Source organism: Thalassococcus halodurans (assembly GCF_900108225.1).
In the GTDB taxonomy this organism is placed as follows: domain Bacteria; phylum Pseudomonadota; class Alphaproteobacteria; order Rhodobacterales; family Rhodobacteraceae; genus Thalassococcus; species Thalassococcus halodurans.
The window spans coordinates 227076-247065 of the sequence record NZ_FNUZ01000001.1 but is presented as its reverse complement, the minus strand read 5'-3'; the positions used below and the strand labels follow the sequence as shown (position 1 = coordinate 247065).

The following is a 19990-nucleotide window of genomic DNA, read 5'->3' as shown; positions in this document are numbered from 1 at the left end:
TTTATGATGTTGCGACGAAAACCCTATGAGCAGCTTTACAAATCATTCCGCTGGGATTTGCCCGAGCATCTGAACCTTGCGCATCAGGTCTGTGATGGTTGGGCCGCAACGGACCCCGACAGGATTGCCATTCTGGATCTGAACGGGGCCGAACCGCGGGCCTTCACATATGGTCAGTTGTGGGAATATTCCCGTCGCGTAGAAACAGCCTTGATCGAAAAGGGTGTACGCCCAACTGACCGCGTCGGCGTCTTCCTAAGCCAGCGCCCGTTGTTGGCGGCCGCGCATATCGCGTGCTGGCGCCTCGGGGCGATTTCAGTCCCGCTCTTTACCTTGTTCCAGCACGATGCATTGGCCAGCCGGATTGATGACTCGGGCATGGGCGTGGTGGTCACGGATCGCACCAACGAACCGCGCCTAAAGGGATTTGGCCTTGGCGTCATCACGCCCGACACATTACCTGCGCGACCGCAGGCCACGATCGCCTTGGCCGACACGACGCCGGATGATCCCGCTGTTCTGATCTATACGTCTGGCACTACGGGCAAGCCCAAGGGCGCGCTTCACGGTCATCGTATTCTGACCGGCCATCTGCCCGGTGTTGAAATGAGTCACGATTTCCTTGGGGAACGGGGTGACAGGCTCTGGACCCCTGCGGATTGGGCGTGGATCGGGGGGCTGTTCGATGTGCTGATGCCGGGGTTGGCGTTGGGCGTGCCTGTTGTGGCGGCGCGCTTGCCCAAGTTCACGCCAGAGGATGCGGTGCGCATCTGCAAGCAGGGCAATGTGAAGAACGTCTTTTTCCCGCCCACCGTGTTGCGCATGTTGAAGGCTTCGAACACGCGGATACCGGGGTTGCGGACTGTGGCGTCGGGGGGTGAACCGCTGGGTGCAGAAATGCTCGAATGGGCCAAGGATGCGCTGGGCGTGACTATCAACGAATTCTACGGCCAGACCGAATGCAACATGATCGCGTCGTCATGTGGCGCCGCGTTCCCGCCCCAGCCGGGCACAATCGGCCGCGCGGTTCCGGGGCACCGTTTGGCGGTGCTGGACGAAAATGGCGAACCGACCGAAGGCGAGGGCGATATCGCGGTCAAACGTGGTTCCGCGTCGATGATGTTGGAATATTGGCGCAAGCCCAGAGAAACGGCAGAGAAATTCAAAGGCAAATGGATGCTGACGGGGGATCGCGGCATCTGGGAAGGGGACCATCTGCGCTTTGTCGGTCGTGAAGACGACGTTATCACCTCGGCCGGCTACCGGATCGGACCTGCCGAGATTGAGGATTGCCTGATGACCCATCCAGCCGTTGCGACGGTTGGCGTGGTGGGCAAACCGGATGAGATGCGGACCGAGATCGTAAAGGCCTATGTTGTGCTGAAGCCTGATCATGCCGCGTCAGACGATCTGGCAGTGGAGCTGCAGGAATATGTGAAATCCCGTTTGGCCAGCTATTCCTATCCTCGCGAAATCGGTTTCCTTGAGGCGCTTCCCATGACGGTGACGGGCAAGGTTATCCGCAAAGACCTGAAGGCCATGGCGCGGGACGAAGCGGTATGATCCGGCTGCACCACGTCCCACAGTCCCGTTCCATGCGGTCGCTTTGGTTGCTGCACGAATTGGGTGTTGAATTCGAATGCATCACGCATCCGTTTGATAAGTCGTTGCGCAGCGCGGACTATCTGGCGCTGTCACCGGCTGGGCGGGTGCCTGCTTTGGAAATAGACGGGCAGGTTCTGTTTGAAACAGCGGCCATCACCGAATTTCTGTGCGAAACCTTTCCGGATGCTGGCCTGGGGCGTGCGCCGGGGGCGGCGGAACGGGCGGATTGGCTGGTTTGGGTCCATTTTGCCGAAACCATCAGCCAGCATGCCGCCGCTCTGACCCAGCAGCATTTGATGCTGTACGATGATGCGATGCGCAGCCCGATTGTGATGAAGCTGGAGGCCGCCCGGATCGGAAAATGCTATGCTGCCGTGGAAGAGCGTTTGCAGGGCCGCGATTATCTTCTGGACGGCGGGTTTTCGGCGGCGGACGTCAGCGTGGGGCAGGCGGTATATATGTCCCGCCATTTCGCCAAGACGGATGACTTCCCCGCAGTCGAGGCCTGGCTGGATCGCATAACGTCGCGCGATGCATTCCAGAAGAGTTTGCCCACTGCGTCCGATACGGTTTTGTACGAAAAAGAGTTCTACCCTGCGTGGGAGGTGTGATCACATCACGCCGGATTCGGGATTTCCGGCCTCAGACCTTAGTTGTACGTGGGCATATTAGCGCAGTTTAAGCGGGAATGACTGCCTGAAAAGTCATCTAAATTCCCCAAAAGTCGCTTGTTATATCATTTTTAAGTTACTTAGGTCTTTGTATTTGAAGGAAATTTTTTAATAGAATGGGCAGAACTGCCGTCGTTGTATAACTTGCGAATTCTAGCCTCGCGTCGGTTGACCACAATCCGGCACGGGGATAGATGATTGGCAAGTCAACATCGCCACTTGATGCCGCAGGCCGTGCCATCCGCTGGTACCTGCTGGGAAAGGAGCCATCCCCGTGGAAGAGATGCTGAGGGAATACCTCCCCATTCTCGTTTTTCTGGCCATTGCTATTGGTCTAGGACTTGTTCTCATTCTTGCTGCTGTTGTCCTTGCGGTCCGCAATCCGGATCCGGAAAAGGTGTCGGCCTACGAATGTGGTTTCAACGCCTTCGATGACGCGCGTATGAAATTCGATGTCCGCTTCTACCTCGTGTCGATCCTGTTCATCATCTTCGACCTTGAAATCGCGTTCCTGTTCCCATGGGCCGTCGGTTTCAAAGATATCTCGATGGTGGGCTTCTGGTCGATGATGGTGTTCCTTGCCGTGCTGACAGCGGGCTTTGCATATGAATGGAAGAAGGGAGCACTCGAATGGGAGTGATGACCGGAGCCAACACCGCAGGCGCGGATCGTGAAGTGGCTGTTCAGAACCTGAACAAGGAACTGGCCGACAAAGGTTTCCTGCTGACGTCGACCGAAGACATCATCAACTGGGCGCGGACAGGTTCGCTGCACTGGATGACGTTCGGTCTGGCGTGCTGTGCGGTTGAAATGATGCACACGTCCATGCCGCGTTATGACCTTGAGCGTTTCGGCACAGCGCCGCGCGCATCCCCGCGTCAGTCCGACCTGATGATCGTTGCGGGTACGCTGACCAACAAAATGGCACCGGCCCTGCGCAAGGTGTACGACCAGATGCCCGAGCCGCGCTACGTGATCTCGATGGGGTCCTGCGCGAACGGCGGTGGCTACTATCACTACAGCTATTCCGTTGTGCGCGGCTGTGACCGCATCGTTCCGGTTGACGTCTATGTGCCCGGCTGCCCTCCGACGGCAGAGGCGCTGTTGTACGGCATCATGGCGTTGCAGCGTAAAATCCGCCGCACCGGCACCCTGACGCGCTGAGGAGAATAAGATGACCGAAGCACTTAAGGAACTGGGTGGCTATATCGAGGCCAAGCGCCCCGACTGCGTCATCGGCTGGGACGTCACATTTGACGAACTGAACGTCGACGTGGCCCCGTCCAACATCGCCGGTCTGGTCGAATTTCTGAAAAACGACCCGACCTGCAAATTCAATTCGCTGGTCGACATCACAGCAGTGGACTACCCCGCGCGCGGTAAGCGTTTCGATGTGGTTTACCACTTTCTGTCGATGTACCAGAACCACCGCATCCGTCTGCGTGTCAGCATCCGTGAAGAGGACATGGTGCCTTCGATCGTTGATGTGCACCCCTCGGCCAACTGGTTCGAGCGTGAAGTTTTCGACATGTTCGGTATTCTGTTCACAGGTCACCCCGATCTGCGTCGCATCCTGACCGACTACGGGTTCCGCGGCTACCCGCTGCGCAAGGATTTCCCGACCACGGGCTATACCGAGGTCCGCTACGACGAAGAACAGAAGCGCGTGGTCTACGAACCCGTGTCGCTTGTTCAGGAATATCGCCAGTTCGACTTTATGTCGCCGTGGGAAGGCGCGGAATACGTGCTGCCGGGCGACGAAAAACAGGAGGCATCGAAATGATGGACGGCTCCAAGTTTGATGACGGCAGCGTAGACGCGCTGTCTGGCGAACAGAAAATCCGTAACTTCAACATCAACTTCGGCCCGCAGCACCCTGCGGCGCACGGCGTGTTGCGTCTGGTTCTGGAACTGGACGGCGAGATTGTTGAACGTTGCGACCCGCACATCGGCCTGCTGCACCGTGGCACCGAAAAGCTGATGGAAAGCCGCACCTACCTGCAGAACCTGCCGTACTTCGACCGCCTCGACTACGTGGCGCCGATGAACCAGGAACACGCTTGGTGTCTGGCGATTGAAAAGCTGACCGGCGTTGAAGTTCCGCGTCGCGCGTCGCTGATCCGTGTTCTGTACTCGGAAATCGGCCGCATCCTGAACCACCTGCTGAACATCACCACTCAGGCGATGGACGTAGGCGCGCTGACCCCGCCGCTGTGGGGCTTTGAAGAGCGTGAAAAGCTGATGGTGTTCTACGAACGCGCCTGTGGTGCCCGTTTGCACGCGGCTTACTTCCGCCCCGGTGGTGTCCATCAGGACCTTCCCGAAGATCTGCTGGACGATATCGACCAGTGGGCTGTGGAATTCCCGCGCGTAATCGCTGACATCGACGGCCTGCTGACAGAAAACCGCATCTTCAAACAGCGTAACGCCGATATCGGTGTTGTATCGGAAGAAGACATTCAGAACTGGGGCTTCTCGGGCGTTATGGTCCGTGGTTCCGGTCTGGCGTGGGACCTGCGCCGTGCGCAGCCCTACGAATGCTATGACGAGTTCGACTTCCAGATCCCTGTCGGCAAAAACGGCGATTGCTATGACCGTTATCTGGTCCGCATGGAAGAAATGCGTCAGTCGCTCAGCATCATCCGTCAGGCGATTGCCAAGCTGAAGATGCCCGAGAACCAAGGCGATGTTCTTGCCCGTGGCAAGCTGACTCCGCCGAAGCGGTCGGACATGAAGACCTCGATGGAGGCTTTGATCCACCACTTCAAACTGTACACCGAAGGTTTCCACGTGCCCGAAGGCGAAGTTTACGCCGCTGTCGAAGCACCGAAGGGCGAATTCGGTGTCTACCTGAAGGCCGATGGTTCGAACAAACCCTACCGTGCCAAACTGCGCGCGCCGGGCTTCCTGCATCTGCAGGCGATGGACTACATTGCCACCGGTCACCAACTTGCTGACGTCGCCGCAATTATCGGCACCATGGACGTAGTGTTTGGAGAAATCGACAGATGACAATGACTTTCGTTCAGACGTTCGCAGTGGGCGGCTTTGACGCGTCCCTGAAAAAAGTGGCTGGTGTGATTGCACCGCTTGCTTTGCTCGGGGCCTGTGCGATGCCCCCCGAAGGAACCAGCACCAATGATGTGGCGAACTATATCGCCGCGGTGGAATCCCTGGGCTGTGACGTTGGTAACGAAGGTGATCTTCAGGCGCTCGAGATCCAGACAGGCCTGTCTCCGATGAAACTGGGTGAGATGGCCGAGTACATGATCGACTCTCGTCAGGGCGTACTGCTCTCGAACGGCGGCTTCCGTCTGAAAGTGGGTGCCTGCGCGCCCGAGGACGAAGCTGCGACAACAACCGAAGCGGCTGCTGCGAGCTAAGGCTAAGCAGCGGCGCTGAACCGACATAACCCGGGCAGGGGGCTTCCATTCCCTGCCATCCGCGTGCCGACGCAATAGGACATAACAATGCTGAGACGTCTTCACCCTGAACAACCGGCAAGCTTTGCCTTCACTCCGGCCAACCAAGCTTGGGCAGAAGCGCAGATCACCAAATACCCTGCGGGTCGTCAGGCTTCTGCGATCATTCCGCTGCTGTGGCGTGCTCAGGAACAAGAAGGCTGGCTGACCCGTGCCGCAATCGAACATGTGGCAGCGATGCTGGACATGGCCTACATGCGTGCGCTCGAGGTTGCGACGTTCTACTTCATGTTCCAACTGCAGCCGGTTGGCAGCGTGGCGCACTTCCAGATTTGCGGCACAACGTCCTGCATGATCTGTGGCGCGGAAGATCTGGTTGCTGTCTGCAAGGAAAAGATCGCCGCCAAGCCGCACCAGCTGTCCGAAGATGGCAAGTTCTCGTGGGAAGAGGTTGAATGCCTTGGTGCCTGTGCGAACGCCCCGATGGCGCAGATCGGCAAAGATTACTACGAAGACCTGACTGCGACACGTCTGGCCGAGATGATCGACGAAATGGCGGCAGGCAAGGTTCCGACACCGGGGCCGCAAAATGGCCGTTTCACATCCGAGCCCAAGGCAGGTCTGACGTCGCTGACAGGCGACAACGCAGGTTATAAATACAACGCCTCGGCAACGCTGGCGACAGACATCGGTGACTCGATCAAGCGTATCGACGGCACCGAGGTTCCGCTGTCCGCCCCGTGGAATGACCAGCGCGGTGGCGAAGCTGGCCCCGTTGTGAAGTCTGATTCTGCTGCTGGTAAGAAACCGGCTGTGTCCAAGGGTAAGCCCGCTGACGACACAGGTGTCGACAAGCGCGAGGCGACAGCCAAATCCAAGGCGAAACCCAAAACAACGACCGAAAAGGCGGCAAAACCTGCTGCAAAGGCCAAAACTGTGGCCGAAACAGCACCAAAAGCCGCAGAGGCCGTATCCGACGAAGGTACAAAGCCACAAACACTGACGGCTGCGCGCGACGGCAAAGCTGACGATCTGAAACAGATCAAAGGCGTCGGTCCGAAGCTTGAAAGCCTATTGAATTCAATGGGTTTCTATCACTTCGATCAGGTTGCGGCATGGACAGACGAAGAAATTCGCTGGGTTGACCAAAATCTTGAAGGTTTCAAAGGCCGCGTGACCCGTGACGAATGGGTCAAGCAAGCCAAGCTGTTGGCGTCCGGAGGCGAGACGGAGTTCTCTTCCCGTGTTAAAAAGGGCAACGTGTACGACACGTAACTTTAAGAATACGGACAGGGAGTTAAAAAAATGGGTGAACCGAAGAATGGCATGAGTTGCTCGACGGGATGCTGGGCACTTGCCGCTGGCATCGGTCTGATCACCTTTGTGATTTTGACGATCATGAGTGGTTTCAGCTTTTTCGCCGCTTTGTTCTTGGGGCTGTTGGTTTTTGTTCTTTCGGGGCTGCTGTTCAACTGGCTGTTCTGCGCAGGCAATGACGACGCCGCTTCCACAACAACCGCGACATCTTCCACATCTGCACCGGCGGCTGCTGCCGCGTCTGGCGCTGCTGCCGCGTCTGGCGCTGCTGCCGCGTCTGGCGCTGCTGCCGCGACGCCTGCGGCTGCGACACCCGCAAGCACAGAAACATCTGAGGCTGTGAAGTCGAAGACCACGCTGGCAGGCGAAGATGAACTTGCCAGCCGCAAGGGCGACTGGAAATACGAAGGCGATGCTGCAAGCGACGCATCTGCATCCGCAGACGCGGAAGCACCTGCTGCAAGCGCTGCCGTCGAACCTGCTGCTACCGAAGCGTCTGCTGCGTCGGCATCGACATCCACAGCTGCGGCACCTGCCGCGACGCCGGTGAAGTCGAACACCACACTCGCAGGCGAGGAAGAGCTGGCAAGCCGCAAGGGTGAGTGGAAATACGAAGCCCCCGCCAACGAAAAGGCACCGGCGAAAAAAGTTGCGGCCAAGAAAGCGCCTGCAAAGAAGGCTCCGGCCAAGAAAGCAGCGGCTCCTGAGGCAGCAACCGACGCTGGCACCAAGCCCGCGACGCTTGATAAACCGCGTGCTGGCGGCGCAGACGATCTGAAAATGATCAAAGGCGTTGGCCCGAAGTTGGAAGAAATGCTGCATTCGCTGGGTTTCTACCACTACGATCAGGTCGCGGCGTGGAAAGACGCCGAGGTCGCATGGGTCGACCAGAACCTCAAAGGCTTCAAGGGCCGCGCGACGCGCGACGCTTGGGTCGAACAGGCCAAACTTTTGGCTGCGGGCGAAGAGACAGAGTTCTCCAAGCGCGCGTCGAAAGACGGCACGTACAAATAAAGGGGCTTAAATCGCGATGACGAAAACCGATCCTACAGTACGACAAGGGCGCATTCTTGCGCTGGTCGTTGCCGGATTGGGCATCTTCTGGATCGCGATCACCGCTCTTGGGGGTGCGTTGGACTGGAGCCAGCGCACCCGCGCATTGTTCGATCTGGCCGTGCTGGCTGGTTTCGGATGGGCACTTTGGATGATCTACCAACTCTGGCGGTCCCGCCAGAAGGACAAGGACTAGGCAATGCTGCAGGATCAGGATCGCATCTTTACCAACATCTACGGGATGCATGACCGCACCCTGAAAGGTGCGCAGGCGCGCGGCCATTGGGATGGCACCGCGAACATCATCAAGAAAGGCCGCGACTGGATCGTGGACGAGATGAAGAAATCCGGTCTGCGTGGTCGCGGTGGTGCGGGCTTCCCCACTGGCTTGAAGTGGTCCTTCATGCCCAAGGAAAGCGACGGTCGTCCGTCTTACCTTGTGGTTAACGCTGACGAATCCGAGCCCGGTACATGTAAAGACCGCGAAATCATGCGCCACGATCCGCATACGCTGATCGAAGGTTGCCTGATCGCGTCCTTCGCGATGAATGCGAACGTTTGCTACATCTACATCCGTGGCGAATACATCCGCGAACGCGAAGCGCTGCAGAACGCGATCGACGAGGCCTATGATGCTGGTCTGGTCGGCAAGAACGCTGCCGGTTCCGGTTGGGACTTTGATATCTTCGTCCACCATGGCGCGGGCGCATATATCTGCGGTGAAGAAACCGCGCTGCTGGAAAGCCTTGAGGGCAAAAAGGGCATGCCCCGCATGAAGCCGCCGTTCCCGGCGGGTGCAGGTCTTTATGGCTGCCCGACAACTGTGAACAACGTTGAATCCATCGCCGTTGTCCCGACGATCCTGCGTCGTGGCGGTGACTGGTTCTCGTCCTTCGGTCGTCCGAACAACGCAGGCACCAAGCTGTTTGCGATCTCGGGCCACGTGAACAACCCCTGCGTTGTCGAAGAGGCGATGTCGATTTCTTTTGAAGAACTGATCGAAAAGCACTGCGGCGGTATCCGTGGCGGTTGGGATAACCTGAAAGCGGTTATTCCGGGCGGTTCGTCGGTTCCTTGTGTGCGCGGTGAAAACATGCGCGACGCGATCATGGACTTTGACTATCTGCGCAATGATCTGCAGTCCGGTCTGGGGACCGCTGCTGTGATCGTCATGGATCAGTCCACAGACATCATCAAAGCGATCTGGCGTCTGTCCAAGTTCTACAAGCACGAAAGCTGCGGTCAGTGTACGCCGTGCCGTGAAGGTACAGGCTGGATGATGCGCGTGATGGATCGTCTTGTGAAAGGTCAGGCAGAGGTCGAAGAAATCGACATGCTGCTGGACGTGACCAAGCAGGTGGAAGGCCACACAATCTGTGCCTTGGGCGATGCGGCCGCATGGCCGATCCAGGGTCTGATCCGGAACTTCCGGGACGAGATCGAAGATCGCATCAAAGACCAGCGCGCCGGTCGTATCGCGGCTGAATAACACCACGGTCCGGCGCGTCAGCGTCGGCACAGCGGAGTGACAGGAATGGGTAAGACAGTTCTGATTTTGGCCGCACTGGCCATGTTGGCGTCCTGCGGCAAGGGCAGCCGCACCCAGTTCGAGGGCGAATACTATCGCGCCTCGGCCAAAGCTCCGCGCAAGGAACGCCAGAACTTTGTGGCCACTGCTGGCCCGATCAGCCGTGGCATCGAAGGTGCCGCAGCGGCGGCCTTTTACGAGGCGACCAAGCACTGCATCAAATACTACGGCACATCCGACATCGAGTTTGCCTTCGATCCGGAAACCCCTGTTGATCAACTGCCGCGTGACGGCGACCGGATCGTTCTGCGGGGGACATGTCAGGAATGATCGGTTTCACCGCACATACAGGCGGGAAATCGCCGTGGTTATTGCATAGCAATGGCCGCAATCCCCATCTCTCGGGCGATGCCCCTGCGTTTCCGCGGGGTGCTTTGTCTTGTTTAGGAGAGATGACATGACACCGGTAAAAACATCGATCGCACTGGCTCTGACCGCGACTTTCATGGCGACGTCCGCCGTGGCGAAACCGCCGCTGCGCGATGTGCCCGAGATTGACGATGCTCTGTTGATGGTCGCGATTGCGGATGATCTTCGCAAAAACTGCGATGACATCGACGCCCGTATGATCAAGGCCCTGACGCATATCCAGGGACTGAAAAGCAAAGCCCGTTCGCTGGGTTACTCTGACGAGGAAATCAAGGCGTACACGGGGTCGAAAGACGAACAGAAAAGAATGCGTGCACGCGGCGAAGAATACCTCGCCGAACGTGGTGTGGATCGAAAGAACGACGCCGCCTATTGCACCTTTGGCAAACAAGAAATAGCGAAGGGCAGCCAAATCGGCGTTCTTCTTAAAGCAAGGTGAGACGAGACAGATGTCAGACCTCCGCAAGGTAATCATCGACGGCAATGAAATCGAAGTTGATGGCGCGATGACGCTGATTCAGGCCTGTGAAGTGGCCGGTATCGAAATCCCGCGCTTTTGCTATCACGAACGTCTGTCGATCGCCGGTAACTGCCGGATGTGCCTTGTTGAGGTTGTAGGCGGCCCGCCCAAGCCGGCGGCCTCCTGCGCCATGCAGGTGCGTGATCTGCGTCCTGGTCCCGAAGGCCAGCCGCCGCAGGTCCGCACGAACTCGCCCATGGTGAAGAAGGCGCGTGAAGGCGTCATGGAATTCCTGCTGATCAACCACCCGCTGGATTGCCCGATCTGTGACCAGGGTGGCGAATGCGACCTGCAGGATCAGGCTATGGCCTATGGCGTTGATTTTAGCCGCTACCGCGAACCGAAGCGCGCGAATGCCGATCTGGATCTGGGCCCGCTGGTCGAAACCCACATGACGCGCTGCATTTCCTGCACACGTTGTGTCCGTTTCACGACCGAAGTCGCTGGTATCACGCAGATGGGCCAAACAGGTCGCGGCGAAGACGCCGAGATCACGTCCTATCTGGGCCAAACGCTTGATTCCAACATGCAGGGCAACATCATCGACCTGTGTCCGGTCGGTGCGCTGGTGTCCAAGCCTTACGCCTTCACTGCGCGTCCTTGGGAACTGACAAAAACAGAATCCATCGACGTGATGGATGCTCTGGGCTCTGCGATCCGCGTTGATACCAAAGGCCGCGAAGTCATGCGCTTCCTGCCGCGTAACAACGACGGCGTGAATGAAGAATGGATTTCGGACAAAACCCGTTTCGTCTGGGACGGCCTGCGCCGTCAGCGTCTGGATCGTCCGTACATCCGCGAAAACGGCAAACTGCGCCCCGCAACATGGCCCGAGGCCCTGTCGCTGGCAGCAGAAAAGCTGGCGTCGGCCACGAAAGTTGCCGGTCTGGTTGGCGATCTGGTATCCACTGAGGCTGCATTTGCCCTGAAAACTCTGGTTTCCGAATTCGGCGGTGCAATTGAATGCCGTACAGACGGCGCGAAACTGCCTGCTGACAACCGATCGGGCTATGTTGGCACGGCGTCCATCGAAGATATCGACAGCGCCAAGTTCATTCAGCTGATCGGCACCGATCCCCGTACAGAAGCACCGGTTCTGAACGCCCGTATCCGTAAGGCGTGGGCCGCTGGTGCGAACGTCGGTCTGGTTGGTGAAGCTGTTGATCTGACATACGAATATGCGCACGTCGGCACCGACCGCGCAGCGCTGGAAGGCCTGCTGAACAAAGAGTTCGGCGCGGTCAAAGACGCACCTTCCGTAATCATCATCGGTCAGGCCGCCCTGCGTGGCGAAGACGGCGCTGCCGTTCTGGCCGCAGCGATGAAGCTGGCAGATGCGACGAACTCCAAGTTCATGGTTCTGCACACTGCCGCTGGCCGTGTGGGCGCGATGGACATTGGTGCAGTCACCGAAGGCGGTATCGAAGCCGCGATGGACGGTGCTGATGTGGTCTACAACCTTGGCGCAGACGAAATCGAAATCGCCAAAGGTCCGTTCGTGATTTACCAAGGCAGCCACGGCGACCGCGGCGCACACCGCGCTGACGTTATCCTGCCGGGTGCTGCTTACACCGAAGAAAACGGTCTGTTCGTAAACACCGAAGGTCGCCCGCAACTGGCGTTCCGCGCTGGTTTCGCACCGGGTGAGGCCAAGGAAAACTGGGCCATCCTGCGTGCTCTGTCTGCTGAAGCGGGCAAAACGCTGCCGTTCGACAGCCTTGCGCAACTGCGTCAGGCGCTGGTCGCGGCGGTTCCGCATCTGGCCAAGGTGGACGACGTTCCTGAAAACGAATGGAAGTTGGAAGACGCTGGAAAGCTGGGGCAGGGCGCCTTTGGCACCGCCGTTGCCGATTTCTACCTGACCAACCCGATTGCACGTGCGTCGCAGCTGATGGCGGAACTCTCTGCCAACGCCAAAGCGCGCAAAGAGACACAGATCGCCGCGGAGTAACATGATGCGGTTCGACACCACATCACTCTCTCTCGCGGTTGTCGCGGGGGCATTGGCCGGATGCGAGCCTGTCGAGACAGTCGACAGGGATTCGCTGCCGTTCAATCCCGTGTACAACGGGGTCGAGACACGTCTTCTGGACGGTGATCTGGTGTCGTTTCTGGTCGAGATGCGCGGTGCGCGTGACTCGATCGATGTTGAGAACTATGCAGAATGCGCTGCGGCGCAGTATACGCTGATACGAGGCTACGGTTTCGCACGGCATTTACGCACAAATGTCACCGAAGAGGGTGGCCTCTGGCGCGCAGATGCGGTTTACACCATCTCGCCAGCCCTCCCGCGCGGGCTGAAGACGATCGATGCCGAAGTCACCGCCTTCAACTGCGCGGACAATGGAATACCGATGGTGTGAGGACCCGATGTCTGAATTTCTGACCACTCCCGGCGGAACCGCCCTTCTGATCGTGGCGCAGTGCCTCGCAGTCCTGAGCTTTGTGATGATCAGCTTGCTGTTCCTTGTGTACGGCGACCGTAAAATCTGGGCGGCTGTCCAGATGCGTCGTGGCCCGAACGTCGTTGGCGTCTTTGGTCTGCTGCAAACAGTGGCTGACGCCCTGAAATATGTCGTGAAAGAGGTGGTTATCCCCGCCGGCGCGGACCGCACGGTCTTTATGCTGGCCCCGATGATCAGCTTTGTTCTGGCGATGATCGCATGGTCGGTGATCCCCTTCACTGACACGTGGGTTCTGTCGAACATCAACGTGGCGGTCCTGTTCGTCTTCGCGGTGTCCTCGCTTGAGGTGTACGGCGTGATCATGGGCGGTTGGGCATCGAACTCGAAATACCCGTTCCTCGGCTCGCTCCGGTCCGCTGCTCAGATGATTTCTTACGAAGTATCGCTGGGCCTGATCATCATCGGCGTGATCATCTCGACCGGGTCGATGAACTTCGGTGACATCGTTCGCGCGCAGGATGGATCCTACGGCTTCTTCAACTGGTACTGGCTGCCGCACTTCCCGATGGTGTTCCTGTTCTTCATCTCGGCACTTGCAGAAACCAACCGCCCGCCATTCGACCTTCCCGAAGCGGAATCCGAACTGGTTGCGGGTTACCAGGTTGAATACAGCTCGACCCCGTTCCTGCTTTTCATGGCCGGTGAATACATCGCGATCTTCCTGATGTGCGCCCTGACAACGCTGCTGTTCTTTGGCGGTTGGCTGTCCCCGATCCCGGGTATTCCGGACGGTGCGCTGTGGATGGTTGCCAAGATGGGCTTCTTCTTCTTCCTCTTCGCCATGGTGAAGGCAATCACACCGCGCTACCGCTATGACCAGCTGATGCGCATCGGTTGGAAAGTGTTCCTGCCGCTCAGCCTTGGTTGGGTTGTGTTTGTAGCCTTTGCCGCCAAGTTCGGCTGGTTCTGGGGCCTCTTCGCTCGCTGGACCACAGGCGCCTGAGGATAGCGCGCTTTCGGGCGCATGACTGATAACGAACCCGGAGGGTTTGAGATGACACAGATCGATTACACCCGCGCGGCCAAGTATTTCCTGCTGCAGGATTTCTGGCAGGGCATGAAACTGGGCCTGAAGTACTTCTTCGCGCCCAAGGCCACCGTGAACTATCCTCACGAAAAGGGCCCGCTGTCCCCGCGTTTCCGTGGCGAACACGCGCTACGCCGCTATCCCAACGGGGAAGAGCGCTGCATTGCTTGTAAACTGTGCGAAGCGATCTGCCCTGCGCAGGCGATCACCATCGACGCGGAACCCCGCGAAGACGGCAGCCGCCGCACCACGCGTTATGACATCGATATGACCAAGTGCATCTACTGCGGCTTCTGTCAGGAAGCCTGCCCTGTGGATGCGATTGTCGAAGGCCCGAACTTCGAATTCTCGACCGAGACCCGCGAAGAGCTTTACTACGACAAGGAAAAGCTGCTTTCGAATGGCGAACGTTGGGAAGCTGAAATCGCCCGCAATCTGGAACTGGATGCGCCCTACCGATGATCGACGCAGCGCCCGATAACAGCGCCTACGCACGCGGCAAAGCCTTCACCGAGGAAACCAATCCTGGGATGGAAGACGCTTTGCGCGCGCGGTACGAGCACCTGTTGCCGGGACTGGCGCGGGATCTGGTGGAACATAACGGCCGGATCTATCCCCGTGGTGTTCTTCCACAGCAAACGCGCGAACTGCTGACGATTGCGGCTTTGACGGCGCAGGGCGGTCAAACGCGCCCTCAGTTGAAAATCCACGTCTCTGCCGCGCGCAAGCTGGGCGTTTCGCAGGAAGAAATCGCGGAAGCGATTTATCAAATGAGCCTTTATGGCGGCATGCCTGCGATGTTCAACGCGTTGAACGCAGCCATGGAAGTATTCGAAGCAGAAGCAGGGGAGACGGCAGAATGAACACTGGCAAGACCCCGTTCGAGCTGATGATGGCGCAAGCGCAGGAAATGGCGAAAGCGTTCAATCCGGCGCTGGAAAACTTCAGCCCCTCGGGGTTCGAAAAGCTTTGGCCGACCATGCCCAAGGAAATCATGGAGATGGCCTTTGGCAAAGGCATCTCTAAGGACGGGCTGGATGCAAAGACACGTCTTTTGCTGACGCTGGCCGGTCTGACCATGCAGGGCGCGCAGGCTGATGCGCAAATCCGGCTGACCGTGCGCCACGCGCTCGAAGCCGGAGCCACGAAAGAAGAAATTGCCGAAACCATCGCACAAATGTCGATGTTTGCCGGCTTACCCGCTATGACACGCGCAATGGATTTGGCGCGTGACGTCATGGCTGACGACAAGGATGACGAATAATGACCGTTTTTGCCTTTTATCTGTTCGCCATCAGCACGATTGTGGGCGGCCTGTTCACAGTCATCAGCCGTAACCCCGTTCATTCGGTGCTGTGGCTGATCCTCGCATTCCTCAGCTCGGCTGGTCTGTTTGTTCTGCTGGGTGCCGAATTCGTCGCGATGCTTCTGGTTATCGTCTACGTCGGCGCGGTCGCGGTTCTGTTCCTGTTCGTCGTGATGATGCTTGACGTGGATTTCGCCGAACTGAAGGCGGAAATGTCGCGCTACCTGCCGTTGGCACTTCTGATCGGCATCGTGATCCTGATGCAGTTCACCATCGCATTCGGCGAATGGCAGACATCCGAGGCCGCAGCAGGTCTGGTTGCGCAGGCGACACCGGAAGGCCGCCATAACACAGAAGCGCTGGGTCTGATCCTGTATGACGACTACTTCCTGCTGTTCCAGCTGGCAGGTCTGATCCTGTTCGTTGCGATGATCGGTGCGATTGTTCTGACACTGCGCCACCGTTCGGACGTCAAGCGTCAGGATGTTCTGGCCCAGATGTATCGCGATCCGGCGACGGCCATGGAACTGCATGATGTGAAACCGGGGCAGGGTCTCTGATCCTTGCCTTGGCCCGCCAAGTCGCGCGGGCCGAAAACTAGGGAAAGTGCCGTGGGTCAACCACGGTGTGTACTGATGAAAACGGGACCAATAAGGGCCCGGTTGGGAAGCGGGCGTAAGCCCAGAGGGACGACATGATCGGACTTGAACATTATTTGACAGTCGCGGCGACATTGTTCGTCATCGGCATCTTTGGACTGTTCCTGAACAGGAAGAACGTCATCATTCTTTTGATGTCGATCGAATTGATGCTGCTGGCGGTAAACATCAATCTGGTCGCCTTCTCTTCCTTCCTGAATGATCTGGTTGGGCAGGTGTTCACGCTGTTTGTCCTGACCGTTGCGGCAGCAGAGGCGGCGATTGGCCTTGCCATTCTCGTCTGCTTCTTCCGCAACCGCGGCACGATCGCCGTGGAAGACGTCAACGTGATGAAAGGCTGATCCGATGGAAACGCTCATCCTATTTGCCCCATTGGTGGGCGCGCTCATTGCGGGGTTTGGCTGGAAGTTTACCGGCGAAACCGTAGCGCAGTGGATCGCCACCAGCCTCCTGTTCCTTGCAGCGATCCTGTCTTGGGTTGTCTTCCTGACGTTCGATGGCACTACCGAGCAGATCCAGATCCTGCGCTGGATCGAAAGTGGCACGCTGTCCACTGACTGGTCGATCCGTCTGGACCGTCTGACCGCGATCATGCTGATCGTGATCACTTCGGTCTCGGCCTTGGTGCACCTGTATTCGATGGGCTATATGGCCCATGACGACAACTTCAAAGAAGGCGAGAACTACAAGGCGCGCTTCTTTGCGTATCTGTCCTTCTTTACCTTCGCCATGCTTATGCTGGTCACATCGGACAACCTTGTTCAGATGTTCTTTGGCTGGGAAGGCGTGGGCGTCGCATCCTACCTGCTGATCGGTTTCTACTATAAAAAGCCGTCCGCAAACGCCGCTGCGATCAAGGCCTTTGTCGTCAACCGTGTCGGTGACTTCGGCTTTGCGCTGGGTATCTTCGGCTTGTTCTTCCTGGTGGACTCGATCCGCTTTGACGACATCTTTGCTGCGGCACCCGCACTGGCAGAAACCAACCTGACCTTCCTGTGGACCGAATGGAACGCCGCAAACCTGCTCGCCTTCCTGCTGTTCATCGGTGCGATGGGTAAATCGGCTCAGTTGATCCTGCACACATGGCTGCCGGACGCGATGGAAGGCCCGACACCTGTTTCGGCCCTGATCCACGCGGCGACCATGGTTACAGCGGGTGTCTTCCTTGTTTGCCGTATGTCGCCCCTGATGGAATTCGCACCCGAGGCGATGTCGTTTGTGACATTCCTTGGCGCAACAACGGCTTTCTTCGCCGCGACTGTCGGTCTGGTTCAGAACGACATCAAACGCGTCATCGCCTATTCGACATGTTCCCAGCTGGGTTACATGTTCGTAGCTGCCGGTGTTGGCGTTTACTCGGTCGCGATGTTCCACCTGTTCACGCACGCGTTCTTTAAAGCGATGCTGTTCCTTGGCGCTGGTTCCGTGATCCACGGCATGCACCACGAACAGGACATGCGGAACTACGGTGGTCTGCGTAAAAAGCTGCCCTACACATTCTGGGCGATGATGATCGGCACGCTGGCGATCACCGGTGTTGGTATTCCGCTGACACACATCGGTTTCGCGGGCTTCCTGTCGAAAGACGCCGTGATCGAAAGCGCGTATGCTGGCACCGCAGGTGGTTATGCCTTCTGGATGCTGGTTGTGGCCGCTTTGTTCACATCCTTCTACAGCTGGCGCCTGATCTTCCTGACGTTCTTCGGCGAAGCGCGCGGCGACAAGCATACGCATGAGCACGCGCATGAAAGCCCGATGGTCATGCTGGCCCCGCTGGGTGTTCTGGCGCTGGGTGCGGTGTTCTCGGGTATGGTCTGGTACAACAGCTTCTTTGGTCACACCGACACGGTCGCCAAGTTCTTTGGTGTGCCTTACGCCGAAGCAACCGAGCATGGTGCAGACGATGCTGCGCATAAAGCAGACGACGACCATGGCGAAGAGGGTGAGCATCACTATGTCTTCACTGGTCAGCCGGGCGAAGGTGCGATCTATCAAGCACCGGACAACCACGTCCTGACCGAAGCACATGAAGTGCCGAAGTGGGTCAAGGTCAGCCCGTTCATCGCGATGATCATCGGTCTGGCAACCGCCTACTGGTTCTACATTGTGAACCCGGCGCTGCCCAAGCGTCTGGCCGAAAGCCAGCGTCCGCTCTACCAGTTCCTGCTGAACAAATGGTACTTCGACGAAATCTATGACTTCGTGTTCGTGAAGCCTGCAATGGCCATCGGCCGCTTCCTGTGGAAGCGCGGTGACGGCCAGGTGATCGACGGTTCGATCAATGGCGTTGCCATGGGCATCATTCCGTTCTTCACACGTCTCGCAGGGCGCGCGCAGTCCGGCTACATCTTTACTTACGCATTCGCCATGGTGATCGGCATCGCTGTTCTGATCACATGGATGACGCTCACAGGAGGAGCGGAATAATGTACAACCTTCTGTCCATTGTTACCTTCCTGCCTGCGCTGGCAGCTGTCATTCTGGCGGTCTTCCTGCGTGGTGACGACGAAGCAGCGGCGCGCAATGCAAAATGGTGCGCGCTGGCCGCGACGGCTGCGACGTTCCTTGTTTCGCTTCTGATCCTTGCCCAGTTCGACCCGTCGAACACCGACTTCCAGATGGTGGAAACCGGTGAATGGTTGCTGGGACTTCAGTACAAGATGGGTGTCGACGGTATCTCGGTTCTGTTCGTGATGCTGACAACCTTCATCATGCCGCTGGTCATTGCAGCCAGCTGGGATGTGAAGACACGCGTCAAGGAATACATGATCGCCTTCCTGCTGCTTGAAACGCTGATGCTCGGCGTGTTCATGGCGCTGGATCTGGTGCTGTTCTACCTGTTCTTCGAAGCCGGCCTGATCCCGATGTTCCTGATCATCGGCATCTGGGGTGGCGCGAACCGCATCTACGCTTCGTTCAAGTTCTTCCTGTATACCTTCCTCGGCTCGGTTCTGATGCTGGTGGCGATGGTTGCGATGTTTGCCGATGCTGGCACAACAGACATCCCGACGTTGCTGCAGCACAACTTCTCGGCGGCTGGTTTCAGCATTGCGGGTGTCCACGTGGTGGGCGGTTTGCAAACGATGCTGTGGTTGGCATTCTTCGCATCCTTCGCGGTGAAAATGCCGATGTGGCCGGTGCACACTTGGTTGCCTGACGCGCACGTTCAGGCCCCGACAGCGGGTTCCGTTGTTCTGGCGTCGATCCTGCTGAAGATGGGTGGCTACGGCTTCCTGCGCTTCTCGCTGCCGATGTTCCCAGTTGCGTCTGATCTTCTGGCGCCGCTGGTGTTCTGGATGTCGGCCATCGCGATCGTTTACACATCGCTGGTCGCCATGGTTCAGGAAGACATGAAAAAGCTGATCGCGTATTCGTCGGTCGCACACATGGGCTATGTCACCATGGGTATCTTTGCTGCCAACCAGCAGGGTATCGACGGTGCGATCTTCCAGATGATCAGCCACGGCTTCATCTCGGGCGCGCTGTTCCTTTGTGTTGGCGTGATCTACGACCGTATGCACACACGCGAGATTGACGCCTATGGCGGTCTGGTGAACCGGATGCCGGCCTATGCGCTGATCTTCATGCTGTTCACCATGGCAAACGTTGGCCTTCCGGGCACATCGGGCTTTATCGGAGAATTCCTGACGTTGATGGGTATCTTCCAGGTCAACACATGGGTCGCGATGGTTGCCACAACAGGTGTAATCCTATCGGCGGCCTATGCCCTGTGGCTCTATCGCCGCGTTGTGATGGGTGACCTGATCAAGGAAAGCCTGCGCACAATCACTGACATGACCACACGCGAAAAGGCGATTTTCGCACCGCTGGTCGTGATGACAATCTGGATGGGCGTATATCCGGCCCCGATCCTTGACCGGATCGGACCGTCGGTTGCCGCGCTTGTCACTGACTATGAAACCGCCGTTGCCGCAGCACCCGCTGTGACGCATGTGGCCACAGACGCTTCGCACTGAGGACCAAGACA

Annotated in this window: 23 protein-coding genes; all 23 read left to right on the top strand. The window is 58.0% G+C overall.

What is annotated here, in order from left to right:
* The first annotated feature begins 6 nt into the window (after positions 1–6).
* The 23 genes from C4S59_RS01220 to C4S59_RS01110 all read left to right on the top strand — a co-directional run bounded on the left by C4S59_RS01220 (position 7) and on the right by C4S59_RS01110 (position 19979).
* A complete protein-coding gene (locus tag C4S59_RS01220) occupies positions 7–1563 on the top strand; it encodes an AMP-binding protein (protein WP_103909371.1) in 1557 nt (518 codons plus the stop codon).
* Positions 1560–2216 carry a glutathione S-transferase family protein gene (locus tag C4S59_RS01215; protein ID WP_103908656.1) on the top strand — a complete coding sequence of 219 codons (657 nt, stop codon included), beginning with the start codon at positions 1560–1562 and terminating at the stop codon, positions 2214–2216. The genes C4S59_RS01220 and C4S59_RS01215 overlap by 4 nt, the downstream gene beginning before the upstream one ends.
* A gap of 334 nt (positions 2217–2550) precedes the next feature.
* On the top strand, positions 2551–2916 hold the full coding sequence (locus C4S59_RS01210; protein ID WP_103908655.1) for an NADH-quinone oxidoreductase subunit A: 366 nt from the start codon (positions 2551–2553) through the stop codon (positions 2914–2916).
* Positions 2907–3440, top strand: a complete 534-nt coding sequence (locus C4S59_RS01205; RefSeq protein WP_200813146.1) for a NuoB/complex I 20 kDa subunit family protein — start codon at positions 2907–2909, stop codon at positions 3438–3440. The genes C4S59_RS01210 and C4S59_RS01205 overlap by 10 nt, the downstream gene beginning before the upstream one ends.
* A 10-nt stretch (positions 3441–3450) precedes the next feature.
* Positions 3451–4059, top strand: a complete 609-nt coding sequence (locus C4S59_RS01200) for an NADH-quinone oxidoreductase subunit C (RefSeq protein WP_103908653.1) — start codon at positions 3451–3453, stop codon at positions 4057–4059.
* Complete coding sequence (locus C4S59_RS01195) at positions 4059–5288, top strand: NADH-quinone oxidoreductase subunit D (RefSeq protein WP_200813165.1); 1230 nt, start codon at positions 4059–4061, stop codon at positions 5286–5288. The genes C4S59_RS01200 and C4S59_RS01195 overlap by 1 nt, the downstream gene beginning before the upstream one ends.
* Positions 5285–5659: a hypothetical protein gene (locus C4S59_RS01190; RefSeq protein WP_103908651.1), complete on the top strand. Its 375-nt coding sequence runs from the start codon at positions 5285–5287 to the stop codon at positions 5657–5659. The genes C4S59_RS01195 and C4S59_RS01190 overlap by 4 nt, the downstream gene beginning before the upstream one ends.
* Positions 5660–5746: 87 nt before the next feature.
* Entirely contained in the window at positions 5747–6973 is a 1227-nt protein-coding gene (locus C4S59_RS01185) for an NADH-quinone oxidoreductase subunit E (protein WP_103908650.1), read from the top strand.
* A 30-nt stretch (positions 6974–7003) separates the two neighbouring features.
* The gene (locus tag C4S59_RS19755) at positions 7004–8029 is read left to right on the top strand and encodes a hypothetical protein (RefSeq protein ID WP_234994648.1); all 1026 of its coding nucleotides are present in this window, start codon (positions 7004–7006) and stop codon (positions 8027–8029) included.
* Positions 8030–8045: 16 nt separating this feature from the next.
* Positions 8046–8264: a DUF5337 domain-containing protein gene (locus C4S59_RS01175; RefSeq protein WP_103908649.1), complete on the top strand. Its 219-nt coding sequence runs from the start codon at positions 8046–8048 to the stop codon at positions 8262–8264.
* 3 nt (positions 8265–8267) lie between these two features.
* Complete coding sequence (gene nuoF, locus C4S59_RS01170) at positions 8268–9557, top strand: NADH-quinone oxidoreductase subunit NuoF (RefSeq protein ID WP_103908648.1); 1290 nt, start codon at positions 8268–8270, stop codon at positions 9555–9557.
* A 45-nt stretch (positions 9558–9602) separates the two neighbouring features.
* Positions 9603–9926: a hypothetical protein gene (locus tag C4S59_RS01165; RefSeq protein ID WP_103908647.1), complete on the top strand. Its 324-nt coding sequence runs from the start codon at positions 9603–9605 to the stop codon at positions 9924–9926.
* Positions 9927–10053: 127 nt separating this feature from the next.
* A complete protein-coding gene (locus tag C4S59_RS01160; protein WP_200813145.1) occupies positions 10054–10464 on the top strand; it encodes a DUF5333 domain-containing protein in 411 nt (136 codons plus the stop codon).
* Between the two features lie 10 nt (positions 10465–10474).
* Positions 10475–12496, top strand: a complete 2022-nt coding sequence (gene nuoG / locus C4S59_RS01155; protein WP_103908646.1) for an NADH-quinone oxidoreductase subunit NuoG — start codon at positions 10475–10477, stop codon at positions 12494–12496.
* Between the two features lie 4 nt (positions 12497–12500).
* Positions 12501–12908: a hypothetical protein gene (locus C4S59_RS01150; RefSeq protein WP_407703006.1), complete on the top strand. Its 408-nt coding sequence runs from the start codon at positions 12501–12503 to the stop codon at positions 12906–12908.
* A gap of 7 nt (positions 12909–12915) precedes the next feature.
* The gene (nuoH, locus tag C4S59_RS01145; RefSeq protein ID WP_103908644.1) at positions 12916–13953 is read left to right on the top strand and encodes an NADH-quinone oxidoreductase subunit NuoH; all 1038 of its coding nucleotides are present in this window, start codon (positions 12916–12918) and stop codon (positions 13951–13953) included.
* 51 nt (positions 13954–14004) lie between these two features.
* Positions 14005–14499, top strand: a complete 495-nt coding sequence (gene nuoI, locus C4S59_RS01140; protein ID WP_103909369.1) for an NADH-quinone oxidoreductase subunit NuoI — start codon at positions 14005–14007, stop codon at positions 14497–14499.
* Entirely contained in the window at positions 14496–14900 is a 405-nt protein-coding gene (locus C4S59_RS01135) for a carboxymuconolactone decarboxylase family protein (protein WP_103908643.1), read from the top strand. Before nuoI ends, C4S59_RS01135 begins: the two co-directional genes overlap by 4 nt.
* Positions 14897–15301, top strand: a complete 405-nt coding sequence (locus C4S59_RS01130) for a carboxymuconolactone decarboxylase family protein (RefSeq protein WP_103908642.1) — start codon at positions 14897–14899, stop codon at positions 15299–15301. Before C4S59_RS01135 ends, C4S59_RS01130 begins: the two co-directional genes overlap by 4 nt.
* Entirely contained in the window at positions 15301–15903 is a 603-nt protein-coding gene (locus C4S59_RS01125) for an NADH-quinone oxidoreductase subunit J (protein ID WP_103908641.1), read from the top strand. The genes C4S59_RS01130 and C4S59_RS01125 overlap by 1 nt, the downstream gene beginning before the upstream one ends.
* Before the next feature lie 134 nt (positions 15904–16037).
* Positions 16038–16343 (top strand): NADH-quinone oxidoreductase subunit NuoK, encoded by a 306-nt coding sequence (nuoK, locus tag C4S59_RS01120; RefSeq protein WP_103908640.1) that lies wholly within the window; start codon positions 16038–16040, stop codon positions 16341–16343.
* 4 nt (positions 16344–16347) lie between these two features.
* Entirely contained in the window at positions 16348–18429 is a 2082-nt protein-coding gene (gene nuoL / locus C4S59_RS01115; RefSeq protein WP_103908639.1) for an NADH-quinone oxidoreductase subunit L, read from the top strand.
* On the top strand, positions 18429–19979 hold the full coding sequence (locus C4S59_RS01110) for an NADH-quinone oxidoreductase subunit M (protein WP_103908638.1): 1551 nt from the start codon (positions 18429–18431) through the stop codon (positions 19977–19979). Before nuoL ends, C4S59_RS01110 begins: the two co-directional genes overlap by 1 nt.
* The last annotated feature ends 11 nt before the right edge of the window (positions 19980–19990 follow it).